Origin of the sequence: Chryseobacterium culicis (assembly GCF_900108365.1) — a bacterium.
Classification (GTDB): Bacteria; Bacteroidota; Bacteroidia; order Flavobacteriales; family Weeksellaceae; genus Chryseobacterium; species Chryseobacterium culicis.
In genome coordinates this window covers 1,103,133-1,116,316 of record NZ_FNWQ01000001.1, presented here as the reverse complement: position 1 = coordinate 1,116,316, position 13,184 = coordinate 1,103,133, and the positions used below count along the sequence as shown (strand labels likewise).

Below are 13,184 nucleotides of genomic sequence, written 5' to 3'. Positions count from 1 at the left end.
ATTCATTTTATTTTTAAGGTATCATGCACTGGTTTCGTTTCACTTTTACCCTTGTCATCATCATCATCAGGTAAATCACAACGGCAGGCTACCAAGCTCGCTGCACATATTGCTAATAAAATAATTGCTTTCATGTATTTTTTCTAATGATTTTATATTATCCATTGACGATTATTCCTCCATTCGGGTGAAGAACCTGCCCTGTTATCTGGGCAGATCCGCTGCCTGCCAAAAACAGAAAACTGTCCGCTACTTCTTCAGGACTCGCATTTCTTTCAAAAGGAGGCTTGCTCATATCTTCTTCCTCTTCTCCAAAAGTTTTTTCAGTAAGTGGTGTTGCCACCGGGCCCGGAGCAACTGCGTTGACACGAATACCTTTTGGTTTCGCCTGAAGAGCCAGCGATCTGGTAAAAGAAACGATTGCCCCTTTGGTTGCTGAATAATCTAAAAGTTCTTCATGCCCCTGATAGGCAACTGCTGACGTTGTATTAATAATACTTGAACCTTGTCTGAGGTGAGGAAAAACAATTTTTGTCAGCAAAATCATTCCGATAATATTAGAATCAAATGTTTTTCGGATCTTTTTTTCTTCCAGTTTTTCGATATTATCAGAAGGAAACTGTACACCTGCATTATTAACCAGAATGTCTATTCTTCCGAATTTCGCGATGACCTTTTTAACGGTATCCTCACAGAATTCATAATCATTAATATCTCCGGGAAATAGGATACATCTTCTGCCCAGGGCCAGTATTTCATTTTTTGTTTTTTCAGCATCCTGATCTTCATGATGATAAATGATGGCAATATCGGCACCTTCTTCGGCAAAAAGCAGCGCCACAGCTTTTCCGATACCACTGTCTGCACCGGTAAGCAAAACAGATTTATTTTTTAATTGCAGCCTTCTCATAATTTACTTTCGGTTATAGGTTTTTGCATTTCTCCCATTCTGTGAGCAGCTCTATCGTCTGCTGCAAGGTTGGCCATTGCGACCGTAAGTTTGTTTTTGAGGCCCGAAATTACTTTGTCCTCATTATTCATCAGGGAATTGTAGCCATCAATGGCCACTTCTTCGGGATTTGCCAGGTTTTCTCTGTCTTCCACGATCTTGCTTCTGTTCATATCCGCTTTATTAAAAAAGTCGGTATCAGTAGGTCCCGGAAGAAGAGCCGTTACACTAATCCCTGAATCTTTCAGTTCTTCGCGGATGGCTTCAGACCACGAAAGTATGAAGGCCTTTGTTCCATGATAGACCGAATGCCAGGGACCCGGAGCTTTACTGGCAATGGATGCAAGATTTAATATTTTTCCTGAGCCCTTTGGCAGCCGGTCTTTTAAAAAAAGCTTGGTTAAAAGAATCACTGAAATAATATTCAGGTTTACAATGTTGATCTCACGATGGATATCGGTATCCTGAAATTTACCGTATACGCCCTGTCCTGCATCATTGACAAGAATTTCCGGACTTATACCATTGAGCTGTAATTCCGAATAAAGCGAGTATACTTCATCCTGAAGAAATAAATTCTTTGAAATTGCAATAACATTAATACCAAAGTTTTTGAATTCTTCAGCTTTATTTTTTAATTCTTCATGGCTTCGGGCGACAATTACAAGGTCATAGCCGTTTTTAGCAAACTGCCTTGCAAGCTGATACCCAATTCCGCTTGTTGCTCCTGTAATTAAAGCATATTGATATTTACGTTCCATAGTATGTTTTTTTACATTAAAAGCTGGCCGAATTCATTCTTTAAAACAGCCCGGAATACATTCAGTAGAGTTGTGTTTTTAAAGCATCCGTTTCGGGAAACCGATTCAACTTTTTTGTAAGGTTAATTTCTCCTGTGCAGACAGAGGAGAAACAGGCAAAATGATATGTGCCGAATGCCTGAAAGGTGTACAATAACCTTTGGCAGCCACAGAAAGGTCTGCTTCACAAAGCTTTTGTATCTGTATGCCGCTGCTTTAGCTATGTTTTCGGAAAAACAGCCACATTTGTTCTGCCTCCCTGAGAAAAAGGGACGCGCCAGGCACGTGTAAAAAAGCGAACTGTAAAGCTCCCGAAGTAACACCTTCTGCTACTGAATAGTATATGATAAAGTCTTAAGAAAGTAAACCACATATCTTGAAAAGACATATGGTTTACAGTTATGAACATTAATCCTCCTGTTCTGCGTCAAAATTGATATGATTTTCAGCAATTTCCGTAAGATTCCAATCGGTATCTTCTTCTTCCTGAAGTGTTTCTTCAAGGAGATCTGCTGCTTTATCATGGCCCATTGTGAGCGCCAGCTGAACCAATCCTCCATAAGTGGCGATTTCGTAGTGTTCAACTTTTTGTGCTGCAATAATTAATGCTGCATCTCTTGTCATAGAGCCGTCTTCAGTGGATTTGATGACCTCTTCACCTTCTTCAATAATTCCAAGAATTGCTTTACATTCTTTTTTCTGAGGTGTTTCGTTGAGAAGCTTAAATACTTTCTCAAGTCTGCTGACATGCTTTTTTGTTTGAAGCTGATGGTCTTCAAATGCGTCTTTAAGCTCTTCTGTAGTAGCCGCTTCCTGCATTTTGTCCAAAGCTTTTATAATTGCATCTTCCGCGAAATAAATATCTTTAAGCGCCGATAAGAAAAACTGATGAAGACCTGAATTTTCTTTATCACTTTCATTAGCTTTCGTATTGGCTGCTGAATTTTTTGAAGTGGCTGCTGAAGTATTTTCAGAGGCTCCCTTATTATTGGTATCTAATGTTTTCGTTGCCATATATTCAGATTATTTGATTGGGAAAAGATTACCTCCTTATTCATTATAAAGAGGTAATCATAAAAGTGAATTATGAATTATTACGTCTGCCTCCGAAGCCGGATCTTCCGGAACCGGATGATCTTCCTCCTCCGTGAGATGCCTGGCCTCCCATTCTTGCAATTCTTGTACGTTCCGCTTTACTCATAGAAGCAAAACCTCTTCTTGAAGTTCCGTTTCCGGAATTGGAACCACGTCCGGAGCTGCTGTTATTACCAGAACCTGATCCGGAACCACCTCTGCCAGATCCAGATCTTGATCCTCCTCTGCCAGATCCTGAGCCTGAGCCTGATCTTCCAGAATTAGAACCTGAACTTGAGTTTGATCTTGAACCTGAGCCTGATGATCTTCCGCCTCCGTGAGAAGCTTCACCGCCCATTCTTGCAATTCTTGTACGTTCTGCTTTGCTCATTGATGCAAAACCTCTTCTTGAGGTACCATTTCCTGATGAAGATGATCTACCCCTGCCACCTGAGCCGGAGCCTGAACGGGACCCAGATCTGGAGCCGGAGCCTGAACCAGAACGTCCACGGGAACCACCTCTTCCTCCTCCGGAAGTAAATCTACCCTGGCTGTCTCTTTGCTGGTTTCCGTTTCCTCTGTTTCCGCGGCCTCTTCCGCCTCTGTTATCATCATCTTCATCGTCCTCATCGTCGTCGTAATCTTCATCATCGTCATAATCATCATAGTCTTCATAATCATCATCTTCATCATCATAGTCTTCATCGTAATCTTCATCATCATATTCATCATCAAAGTAATCTTCGTACTCTGAAAAATCATCGTCATAATCTTCATCCTGCGATGCATCGTTATAACCATGATCATATCCTAATTGGTACACTTCCTCCAGATTATTATCTGATGAGTTTGAACCTCCTCTTGAACTGCGGTTTCTTGAATTTCTAGTGTTCATAATTGAATTTTTTATATTAATATTTAGTGATAATTATTGCTGGCCGTGACTAGTATTAGACAGCAATAAGAGTTGAGTATATTGTAATGAATGCGAAGCGCCGGATCCGAAAAACGCTCCTCAAAAAGATCTGTTAAGAGATATGATTTAATCTCTATTCAAAGATACCAATGAAAAACCGGCCGTGCTATGACCCGAGTCATAATAGGGCGTTTTTATATTATTTTTTTTGCTTTAAATTCTTCATAACAACACCATTTATTGGTTATTCACTTCTTTATTTTATGATGTATTTCTAAACTAAAAGAAAATTTTACGGTCTCTGATAATGACAAGGTGTTTTTTTTCCATTATCTTAATAGTTCTGATTGCTGTTTCAACACATATGCCTGTTAAATTGGCCAACTGTTGCCTTGTCAGCGGGATTTTAAAAGAAAAAGGATCCTGGTTGGATTGAGAACTCTTCAGATATTCCAGTACTCCCATTATCCTTTCAGCAGGATTCTGTGAAGAATTGGCCTGCAGCATAATATATTGATAATATAAACGGTCTGACAAAGATTTGCATACTGATGCGTACAATTGCGGATACAACTGCAGCATACTTAAAAAGTTGTTTTTGCACAATCTCATAATTACGCAGTGCTCCATAGCGACTGCATCCATTGGGTAAGGCTTGTTATTAAATAATAAAGCATCACCGAAAGCCTGTCCTTCTGACATTATATTCTGTAGAAATTCTTTACCGTCTTTGTGAAGATTGCTCAGTTTTACTTTTCCACGAACAACCTGATAATAGTAAAGCGGCGCACTACCTTCGCTAAAAATGAGCTCTCCATGGTAATATTCCTTGATTTCTGCTCCTGCGGCATCTAAAAACTTTTCACTGATAACCATACTATTTTTTTTTATATTTCTATATTCTTAAAATTCTTTCGCTAAAAGCTGCTGTCATATAACAGCCATTTTCTCTGCATGCTTACTGCATATTGGCACTTGTTATCTCGTAATAGAGTGCCCATCCGGAAAATAAAATGATGATAATCCATATCCAGAACGGGATTGTCTGCGGTGTCTCGCTGCCCGTGATGAGAAAGCTTTTTTGATTTCCTTTGTCGTAGGCATTGATCATGAGCGATATTGTTCCGTCTACAACATCCTTGTTCTTTAGTCCTTCAATCCGTATTGCCGGGCCATTACTGACCATAAAACTGACCTTCCGGATTCCTTCTCTTCCTGATGGTGAATGGCTTATTATTTTTAAAATATGTTCTCCATCTGTCAGTTTTTTCGTGTCCAAATCAAAGACAATGGGGGTTTCAAGTTCTGCAATGGGAACTTCACCATCATCTATGAACAAAAAGACTTTGCTTTTATCTTTTGTCATGGGTTTTATTTTAAAAAGTAATATTTGATATGGCTTTTATTCTTCTCTCCGGGTCTGATCAGATATTTGAGAGAATAGATAAAGGCTACGATCGTTATTGCAGCAACAATCCCCACGATAAACCAGTCCCAGTCGCTTTCAGGCCCGGTTCCATGGGTAAAATCCTGAGTTACTTTGGGCTGTCTGAGTTTACAGGTATCGCACGCAAACGTGTAGATGGTAAAAAACACAGCAGCCATTGTTATGATATACTTTAATGAAACTTTCATAATTATTTTATTTTATCCATTATCACTTTTACTTCTTCCACCGTTACTTTTTTGGCATTATTTCCCCAGCTTGTTCTTTCATGGTTCATGACTGCCGTAACATCTTCCGGAGTGAAATTCGCATTGGTTCCTACAGGAGGCATTGTTGCAAACTCCGGTCTCGGGTCATATCCCTTCATAATGATAGTAACATACAGCTCAAGATCTCCTCCGTTCACAACCGGACTGCCTTTCAGGGGCGGAAATGCGCCCGGAACACCTTCTCCGTTAGCCTGATGGCAGGAAGCGCAGTTCGCTGTAAAAAGTTCTCCTCCATCCGGCAGATTACCTGATGCCTGTCCATTACCTTCTTCTTTTTTCTGCTGCTTGTATAAAAACGGAGGCACTATAGACTTATCTGTAAAATCAGTTTGCTTTAAAGATTTCAGGTATGCTACCAATTGAAGTGCTTTCGGGGTAGCTACCACCTTTTTTCTTTTATTTTTAAGGAATTTCTCCGGTACTTTCACTTCTACATCACCCGGCTGCAGATAATCTCTTTCTATAAAAAGAAATTCATAAGAAGGCATAATGGAAGCCTCTACTGCGGCTCTTGGCTGAAACAGGTGGATAAGATGCCATTCCGCACTGGGCTGCCTTTCTCCGACATTGGTCAAATCCGGCCCTGCTCTCTGGGTTCCCATCAGATTGGCTGTGTTCCGCCAGAAATCTGTTCTTTTGTTAACTGCAAAATCTGCAGGTATACTGGGTCTTTTTCCAAAAACATTATCCATTTCAACATTTCTGACCTGCTGAGTGTGGCATGCTACACATCCATTTTCTATATAGACCATTTTTCCGGCTCTTTCATCTCTCGTCAGTACTTTGGACTGTCTTGGCAAAGGCCTGTTGATTCTCTGATTATCCAGTGCAGGCAATACTGCGATGTACAGGGTAAGGAAAACAAAGAGACAGAGAGCTGACCCAAATAATATTCTATGATCATTTAATAGTATCATAATTGTCCTGTTTTAAGCGTGTAAATCTGTATTGCTGAATTGTTTTTTCGCTGCCAGAATTTCGGAAGGGGTCCGCGGAATTCTGATATTTTCTTTTAATCTGACCATTTTATAGAAATTGTATCCGAAAATCAAATGTGAAATCCACATAAACAGACCTCCGATAGCTCTCCACAACCAGAACGGAAACATATTGATCACCCCGTCAATAAAGGGTTTTTTCTTCATCCACATAAGCCCGGTTTGCGTTCCTCCTATCATCAGGGCGATCACGTACATCAAAAGCCCCAGCAAAGCAAACCAGAAATGGATCCCAACAAGTATTTTCGGAGGTTCTTTTCCGGTAAGCCTTGGAATGAGCGTATAGGAGAATGCCCAAAGCATAAAGGTGATAATTCCGTACATAGTAAGATGCGAGTGAGATACTGTAAAATCGGTAAAATGCCACAATAAATTAGTGTATCTGAAAGCTTCCACCGTTCCCTGAAAAGATCCCGTGAAATAAAAAATAATGGCCATAAAATAGAAAGGAAGTGTATAGCTTGTTTTAAGCTGATACCAGGCATTATTGAAAGTCAGCAAAAAGTTGGTTGTTCCCGCTGCTACAGGGATAAGCATTCCCACACTGGCAATGATCGCTGTAGTCTGTAACCTCCATGGGATGGCACTGAAAATAAAGTGGTGAGTTCCTATTAAAGTATAAAAAAGAATATGAGTCCAAAAGGCAAGGGCTCCCAAACTGTAGGAATAAATAGGCTTATTGAGCTGCTGAGGAAGGAAATAATACATCAGTCCCAGATTGATCATCATAAACCACATTCCGATTGCCTGATGCATATAATATCCCTGTGTAATAGTCTCTCCCATCCCATCCTGCCATATAGGAGAATAACCTACCGCAATGACAATAACGATGAACATGAAACCTGCAATGATATACCAGTTAGAAATATAAATTTCCTTCACGAGCCTTTCTGCAACAGGTTTAAACAGATTGTAGGTGGAAAAAGCAACTCCGGTCCCAAATGTAATCATGATTGGCCAGATGTACTCCCGGTATTCTCCCCCGCCGTTGTTAATTCCTGCCAGCAATGATATTGTTCCGGAAAGCACTGCAATATTCATCAGAATAAGAGAAGTATATCCTAATTTTAAATTGTAATTCTCTATATTGCTCACGCGGGTCACAACATAATAGGACAGCCCAACCATAGCAAGCGAAGCCCATCCCCAAAATACGGCATTGGTATGTGCCGGCCTTAGTCTGCCAAAGCTTAACCAGCTTATATGATCTATATCCGGTGCTACATATTTTATTCCGGCATAGAGCCCAAAGGAGGTACCTATTATCAGCCAAAATGCCGCAGTTCCTAAAAACAGCAAAATAAGCCGGGTAAGCTGAGGGGATACATAATTGACAAAAGAGGAGGTTCTCCTTTTATTGGGAAAGAATCTGAATTCTTCAACGAAATTGATGTTCTGGACTACTCCTTTTTCATCTGCAGGAGGCCGTATTCCCGATAGCTCATTTTCTGACAGCTCAAATTTCAGCTCGGCTTCTCTTTTCTGGTATTCTTCTATTTCTGAAAGGCTTAATTCTTGGATTTTCTTTTGAGCTTCAAGATATTCCCTTCGCCTTAAAATAGCTGAATATACCGATAAAAACTTAAAGACAAGGACCGTTAAGCCTGCTATAATAATGATTAACATCAAAAACAAGGTAAGCTGTATACCGGTCTGATTAAACAATGACGATTCTGCCATGACAAAAGTGTATGGATTATTTTTAATAGGTAATTCCGGAGTGCTAATACTCACTGCAGGACAACATCAACCCTGCCTCCAAAAAAATGGAAGCATCACCAGGTGATTGTATCAAAAGGCTATTTGCTTTTCTTAATAGAGTCTACATCATAAGCAGTACTATCCATAGGAAGCGTACTGTCTCCGGAATCCGGTGTAATCTGGGCTGTTCCGGAAACCATACTGTCCCCTGTATTAAGACTGTCTATGTGAGTCTGCTGTGGCTGGGATTCTTTTCTACAGCTGCTAAGGAGAAATCCTGTAAACAGCATTAACAGAATAAGTAATTTCATAATGATAAATTTTGTGGTGTGTATTCAAAGGTATACACTTAGATCTTGCCAGTTTATGATCTTTATCATAATAATGTTTTATTTTTGATTTTAATTAATTACTTCGTACACATTCATATATTGTACTCTTTAATTAGTATGCATCATAACCATTTATTCAAGTAACGGTTGAAAACTCAGCAATTAAAAAAAAGATATCGTGGAGAGGAAAAAGTTATGGTTTCAAAAAGAATATTTTTAAGAATCTGCTTGCATTGTGATTGTACTCATAGAATATCGGAAACAAAAAATCGAATTTTGACAGAATAAACCCAATTAACAAAATTTCTATGAAAAATTTACTTTTCCCACTATGCGCTTTGGCTGTCAGCATAGTAGCATGTCAAAAAAAATATGAAACCCAAAATACAACATCCGTTTCCGATTCAACCACAATAATTAAAGATTCTTCCCCTACTGACTCTGCACTGAAAGAGACTGACAGTACCTCAGGCCGGGACAGCATCAATACAAAAGATCATATTGGAGGAAGAAAAACAAGCAATAATAATACAGGCAATGCCGAGGGCAATATTAATGCAGCTGTTTCTGACAGTGCCCGTCCGAAAAGATAAATTTCCAATATTTTACAGGTTAAGAAAAATATTTATTTCAGTGATGCTTTGGCTTATTTTATAATATCTGTAGCTTTGTAATGAATACTCCAACTGGGGTAAAATAAAGTATTTTATTAACTTCTTTCAATAAAAGTAACAAGAGGATGGATGCAGTCTTTAAAGTGTGGAAAACAAGCAGAGCGGCTTACCTGAAGTTTTTTGAAAATTATTCATTGGAACAGCTGAACATTGTTCCTGAAGGCTTTAACAATAACCTTATATGGAACATCGGCCATATAATTGCCACACATCATAAGTTAATTTATATAGGTTCTTCTCTGAAGGGGCATATTCCTGAAGACATATTTAATAAGTATCAGTCCGGTACAAGACCTACATCGCCTGTATCTCAGGCAGAAGCTGATCTTCTTAAGGATTTGCTCATTTCACAAATGGAACCCACTGTTAACGATTTTCAGAATAACATATTTGTTACGTATAACGAGCGTACTACCGGCAGTGGCTTTCATGTAACAACGATCCGGGAAGCGTTTGAGTGGAATAATTTTCACGAAGGACTTCACTTAGGGTATATGATGAGCATGAGAAAGCTTATTTAACCCATAAAATCTAAAAAGTTTCAATGTTTCAGAAGAAAAATATCATTACTGTACAGCATCCTGAATCCATACATCATTTAAATGGAATGGTGGGTTCCTGGACTGACTGGAATCTTACGGAAAAGGGTATTCAGCAATCCGAGAACATTGCGTATAATTTACAAAGTGAGGTTCAGGGCAAATCTTTTGTTCTGTATACCTCACCTCTCATCAGAACCAGAGAAACCGCTGAAATAATAAGCCATACATTTGATACAGTTCCCGAATTTACAGATGCTCTCAAGGAAAGAAGCCTGGGAAAAGCTATCGGTAAATCTGTGCAGTGGCTCAAGGACAATATAGAGCAGGAAGAAAAAAGTATGTACGATAAATGCTTCAGCAATGCAGAGTCAAGATTTGATGTCTGGCAGAGATTAAAGCCATTTTATGAAAAAGTAGTACAAAGTCCGGATGAAAACATCATTATCGTCTCCCACGGTGAGACCTTAAGCATTTTCAATGTGATGTGGCTTGGGCTGGATGTGGAAATGCTTAATTCAATTGATTTATACGGAGTAAGCGGTGGTGTATCTTTTTTGCAGCAAACAATTGATGGAAAAAGGATCATCAGGAAACTGAGCGATACCTCCTACAAAATAGCCAATGCACAAAAATTGTTATAAGCTTCAAGTAAAGATTTTTTAAAATGGTTTAATTATCTCATATTTTATCCCAATAAATAAAGCAAGCACATTGCCTATTCTGACGCAGAAGTTTACTCATCATGCTGAAAATTTCACCCGAAATCTGCTTATTCAAAATGATGAAATGTGCTGCTTTTTAAAGGCTTCTTATCATTTTAGAAGATTAAAACTGATGCAATCGGGAATCGTTGTGTTCATAATTTTTTAGGAACGTTAGAATACACATCAGGTTATTTTATGTTTGAAAGCCAACTTTCCAAAATATTTTCCGGTCCTGTAGTCTCATCCGCATTGGTCCAGGCCACAAAGCCGTCCGGACGGATCAGTAGTTGAGAGACGACGGGTACTTCACCTACAGCAGATAATTTCCATTGATTATTTATTGTGGAAATATGAGAAACTGCCCTGATGGTTTCAACCTGCTTTTTATATATTTCCGGAACCGAAAAAGAGATGTCATCATTAAGATTCAAAACTATTCCTTTACCAGAATGCATAAGTGCATACAAAGAGGTTGGAATTCCATTTACCACCAGCTCCACATCAGGCATACGTTGACCAACCAGAGGATGCAGGCCTGCGCCAAAAGAATACTGTATTCCTAAGCCACTTAAAATACGGCTTATTTTCAAAGTTGACTCGGGCGATATGAGCAGGTCCCCTACAACAGAGCGCAGAGCTTCTATTTGTGGATTGGGTTTGATGAGCGCGGTCTGCGCCTTGGCCATTTTCAAAACCAGAGCACCAACAGGATGACGTTCTTCGTTAAAGGTGTCTAAAAGCTTTTCATCAGCCAGCCCTTTTGCCGACCATGCTAATTTCCAGCCCAAATTCACAGCATCCTGAATGCCAAGGTTCAGTCCCTGCCCTCCAATTGGAGAATGGGTATGGGCAGCATCTCCCAATAATAAGATTCTTTGAAAACGGTATTGTGAAACTTGCCTGAAACTGTCGGTAAAACGAGACATCCATCTCGCAGACACTAAACCAAAATCAGTACCTATACCTTCTAGCATGGCCTGACGGAGCTCTTCAAGGGTCACTTTTGCCCTTTGGTCCAGAGGCGGCTGTATTTTCATTAAGCTTACACGGAACCAGCCCTCTTCCACACTGGAAACCTGATAGGTGCCAATACGGCTGTTTCGTCCGAACCGCTGATTTTCTGCTGGTGGATTCTTAAGTTCAACATCGGCAACAATCCAATGCGACTGAGGATCTTCTCCGGTAAACGAAGCACCGCAGATTTCACGAACTTTACTTCTTCCGCCATCACAACCTGCCAGATAAAGGGCATTCAGCTGCTGTACTTCATTATCTTTTTTTACATGAACTTTCACTTCATTTTCATCCTGGTAAAAATCTATGAGTTCTGTTGACCAATGGAAAATAACACCCAGCTTTTCAGCATATTCTCTTAATAATTTTTCGGTTTGATGTTGAGGCAAAATCAATGCGTCAGGCCAAAGATCATCCCATTTTTTAGGCATCATCATGAGCCCTGAAAATAATACTGCTTCTAATGGTTTGCCCAGGGCTTTGAAATCTTCTGCCAATCCGCGCATCCCCAATATTTCCATGGTGCGGGCATTAATACCCGGAGCCCGTGATTCACTGGAAGTTCCATGTGCTCTTCTCTCTATCACTGCCACGCTGGCACCCTGCAATTTCAGCTCACTTGCCAGCATCAATCCTGTTGGTCCTGCACCAACAACAATTACGTCATAGCCTGCTTTCATCGTATTTATCATTTTAATTTTATTTTCAACAAATTTATTGAGCATATAAGAATATAAATAGCTATATTTAACAGAATAATAGTTCTATCCGGTATTATGAAAAATGAAATTCAACCTATAGTTACAGATGATTTGTTGCAATATATTATCGCTAACGGCGGAATAAGTGACGCAGATGGTTCCGTATTGATACCGGATAAACTGGGAAGCGGCTATATGAAAAGGATCGAACTTTTTTCAGAGATGAGAATGATGCTGCAGGAGTATACGCTTACCAAGCCGGTAAAAATAATCCGAAGTCAATTGGAAGTAAACAGGGAGCTGGTTGTCTTCAGCTTCAGAAATATTTTCCCCGCCTCTCACCATCCTGACAGTCTACGTTCATCGGTGCAGATTTCTTCTTCTGACCTGGCACTGGAGATTGATGTGTTTCCTCACGTGCATTCCAGCAACATCATCATTGGCGTTACGGTAGATTACCTCAGCTCCTGGATGGAAAATGAGGTGCAACGAGAATTTTTTAGCAATCTGAAGCATCAGTCTTATTTTTATGAAGAATTTATTTCTACAAAAATCCGCGACATTGCTCAAGATGTTTTTCTCAAAGATAAAAAAGCTCCTTTCAATCTCTTATTTTTTAAGATCAAAGCCGAAGAGCTCCTTTATGAATTTTTGAAATCGTTTTTCAGAAGAATACCAATCACAAATTACATACTTAATGCTACGGATGCAAAAAGTCTTTTTTCTATTCGGAACGAAATGGCCTTGTGTTTGGATCAGCCTCCACAATTAACTCTATTGGCAAAGCAGCACCATATGAGTGTGAGCAAACTGGTCAAATTGTTCCGGCAGGTATTTGGAGACAGTATTTATAATTATTTTCAAACCCTGCGTATGCAGGAGGCGGCCAGATTATTAAGGGAAGAACAACTATCTGTTTCTGAAGCGGGATATCAATTAGGATTCAGTAATCTCAGTCATTTTTCCAGAATATTTGAAAAACATATAGGGATGAAACCAAAGAAGTACAGTCTCTCTTCTTAAACAGGATGTGAATCGGGTATCAAAATAAATCAGGACG

General features: G+C 39.6%; 16 protein-coding genes. 4 read left to right on the top strand and 12 right to left on the bottom strand.

Going from position 1 to position 13,184, the window contains the following annotated elements:
• Window positions 1–2: 2 nt before the first annotated feature.
• The 11 genes from BLW74_RS22780 to BLW74_RS04900 all read right to left on the bottom strand — a co-directional run bounded on the left by BLW74_RS22780 (window position 3) and on the right by BLW74_RS04900 (window position 8,468).
• Window positions 3–134, bottom strand: a complete 132-nt coding sequence (locus BLW74_RS22780) for a hypothetical protein (protein ID WP_262487311.1) — start codon at window positions 132–134, stop codon at window positions 3–5.
• Between the two features lie 23 nt (window positions 135–157).
• Window positions 158–910 (bottom strand): SDR family oxidoreductase, encoded by a 753-nt coding sequence (locus tag BLW74_RS04945; protein WP_089690317.1) that lies wholly within the window; start codon window positions 908–910, stop codon window positions 158–160.
• A complete protein-coding gene (locus tag BLW74_RS04940) occupies window positions 907–1,710 on the bottom strand; it encodes an SDR family NAD(P)-dependent oxidoreductase (RefSeq protein ID WP_089690316.1) in 804 nt (267 codons plus the stop codon). Before BLW74_RS04940 ends, BLW74_RS04945 begins: the two co-directional genes overlap by 4 nt.
• Before the next feature lie 447 nt (window positions 1,711–2,157).
• Window positions 2,158–2,763, bottom strand: coding sequence for a ferritin-like domain-containing protein (locus tag BLW74_RS04935; protein ID WP_089690315.1), 606 nt, complete (start codon window positions 2,761–2,763; stop codon window positions 2,158–2,160).
• 70 nt (window positions 2,764–2,833) lie between these two features.
• Window positions 2,834–3,718 (bottom strand): KGG domain-containing protein, encoded by an 885-nt coding sequence (locus BLW74_RS04930; protein ID WP_089690314.1) that lies wholly within the window; start codon window positions 3,716–3,718, stop codon window positions 2,834–2,836.
• 300 nt (window positions 3,719–4,018) lie between these two features.
• On the bottom strand, window positions 4,019–4,615 hold the full coding sequence (locus BLW74_RS04925) for a Crp/Fnr family transcriptional regulator (RefSeq protein WP_089690313.1): 597 nt from the start codon (window positions 4,613–4,615) through the stop codon (window positions 4,019–4,021).
• A gap of 82 nt (window positions 4,616–4,697) precedes the next feature.
• Window positions 4,698–5,105, bottom strand: coding sequence for a cytochrome C (locus BLW74_RS04920; protein WP_089690312.1), 408 nt, complete (start codon window positions 5,103–5,105; stop codon window positions 4,698–4,700).
• 5 nt (window positions 5,106–5,110) lie between these two features.
• A complete protein-coding gene (locus BLW74_RS04915; protein ID WP_228424774.1) occupies window positions 5,111–5,374 on the bottom strand; it encodes a hypothetical protein in 264 nt (87 codons plus the stop codon).
• 2 nt (window positions 5,375–5,376) lie between these two features.
• Window positions 5,377–6,372, bottom strand: a complete 996-nt coding sequence (locus tag BLW74_RS04910) for a cbb3-type cytochrome c oxidase subunit II (protein ID WP_089690310.1) — start codon at window positions 6,370–6,372, stop codon at window positions 5,377–5,379.
• A gap of 12 nt (window positions 6,373–6,384) precedes the next feature.
• On the bottom strand, window positions 6,385–8,136 hold the full coding sequence (locus BLW74_RS04905) for a cbb3-type cytochrome c oxidase subunit I (protein ID WP_089690309.1): 1,752 nt from the start codon (window positions 8,134–8,136) through the stop codon (window positions 6,385–6,387).
• Between the two features lie 119 nt (window positions 8,137–8,255).
• On the bottom strand, window positions 8,256–8,468 hold the full coding sequence (locus BLW74_RS04900; protein ID WP_089690308.1) for a hypothetical protein: 213 nt from the start codon (window positions 8,466–8,468) through the stop codon (window positions 8,256–8,258).
• A gap of 329 nt (window positions 8,469–8,797) precedes the next feature.
• Between BLW74_RS04900 and BLW74_RS04895 the strand changes: the two genes are divergently transcribed.
• From BLW74_RS04895 to BLW74_RS04885, 3 genes are all read left to right on the top strand, one after another.
• The gene (locus BLW74_RS04895; protein ID WP_089690307.1) at window positions 8,798–9,082 is read left to right on the top strand and encodes a hypothetical protein; all 285 of its coding nucleotides are present in this window, start codon (window positions 8,798–8,800) and stop codon (window positions 9,080–9,082) included.
• 146 nt (window positions 9,083–9,228) lie between these two features.
• A complete protein-coding gene (locus BLW74_RS04890; RefSeq protein ID WP_089690306.1) occupies window positions 9,229–9,684 on the top strand; it encodes a DinB family protein in 456 nt (151 codons plus the stop codon).
• Between the two features lie 23 nt (window positions 9,685–9,707).
• Complete coding sequence (locus BLW74_RS04885) at window positions 9,708–10,346, top strand: histidine phosphatase family protein (RefSeq protein ID WP_089690305.1); 639 nt, start codon at window positions 9,708–9,710, stop codon at window positions 10,344–10,346.
• Between the two features lie 251 nt (window positions 10,347–10,597).
• On the opposite strand, the gene BLW74_RS04880 is transcribed toward BLW74_RS04885, so the two are convergent.
• Window positions 10,598–12,103, bottom strand: a complete 1,506-nt coding sequence (locus BLW74_RS04880) for an FAD-dependent oxidoreductase (protein ID WP_228424794.1) — start codon at window positions 12,101–12,103, stop codon at window positions 10,598–10,600.
• A 96-nt stretch (window positions 12,104–12,199) separates the two neighbouring features.
• On the opposite strand from BLW74_RS04880, the gene BLW74_RS04875 reads away from it, so the two are divergent.
• A complete protein-coding gene (locus BLW74_RS04875; protein ID WP_089690303.1) occupies window positions 12,200–13,147 on the top strand; it encodes a helix-turn-helix transcriptional regulator in 948 nt (315 codons plus the stop codon).
• Window positions 13,148–13,184: the final 37 nt, after the last annotated feature.

Bases quoted from the DNA above. Each gene is read 5' to 3' on its own strand.
- BLW74_RS22780 (WP_262487311.1), bottom strand. From the start codon at position 134: ATGAAAGCAATTATTTTATTAGCAATATGTGCAGCGAGCTTGGTAGCC.
- BLW74_RS04945 (WP_089690317.1), bottom strand. From the start codon at position 910: ATGAGAAGGCTGCAATTAAAAAATAAATCTGTTTTGCTTACCGGTGCA.
- BLW74_RS04940 (WP_089690316.1), bottom strand. From the start codon at position 1,710: ATGGAACGTAAATATCAATATGCTTTAATTACAGGAGCAACAAGCGGA.
- BLW74_RS04935 (WP_089690315.1), bottom strand. From the start codon at position 2,763: ATGGCAACGAAAACATTAGATACCAATAATAAGGGAGCCTCTGAAAAT.
- BLW74_RS04930 (WP_089690314.1), bottom strand. From the start codon at position 3,718: ATGAACACTAGAAATTCAAGAAACCGCAGTTCAAGAGGAGGTTCAAAC.
- BLW74_RS04925 (WP_089690313.1), bottom strand. From the start codon at position 4,615: ATGGTTATCAGTGAAAAGTTTTTAGATGCCGCAGGAGCAGAAATCAAG.
- BLW74_RS04920 (WP_089690312.1), bottom strand. From the start codon at position 5,105: ATGACAAAAGATAAAAGCAAAGTCTTTTTGTTCATAGATGATGGTGAA.
- BLW74_RS04915 (WP_228424774.1), bottom strand. From the start codon at position 5,374: ATGAAAGTTTCATTAAAGTATATCATAACAATGGCTGCTGTGTTTTTT.
- BLW74_RS04910 (WP_089690310.1), bottom strand. From the start codon at position 6,372: ATGATACTATTAAATGATCATAGAATATTATTTGGGTCAGCTCTCTGT.
- BLW74_RS04905 (WP_089690309.1), bottom strand. From the start codon at position 8,136: ATGGCAGAATCGTCATTGTTTAATCAGACCGGTATACAGCTTACCTTG.
- BLW74_RS04900 (WP_089690308.1), bottom strand. From the start codon at position 8,468: ATGAAATTACTTATTCTGTTAATGCTGTTTACAGGATTTCTCCTTAGC.
- BLW74_RS04895 (WP_089690307.1), top strand. From the start codon at position 8,798: ATGAAAAATTTACTTTTCCCACTATGCGCTTTGGCTGTCAGCATAGTA.
- BLW74_RS04890 (WP_089690306.1), top strand. From the start codon at position 9,229: ATGGATGCAGTCTTTAAAGTGTGGAAAACAAGCAGAGCGGCTTACCTG.
- BLW74_RS04885 (WP_089690305.1), top strand. From the start codon at position 9,708: ATGTTTCAGAAGAAAAATATCATTACTGTACAGCATCCTGAATCCATA.
- BLW74_RS04880 (WP_228424794.1), bottom strand. From the start codon at position 12,103: ATGAAAGCAGGCTATGACGTAATTGTTGTTGGTGCAGGACCAACAGGA.
- BLW74_RS04875 (WP_089690303.1), top strand. From the start codon at position 12,200: ATGAAAAATGAAATTCAACCTATAGTTACAGATGATTTGTTGCAATAT.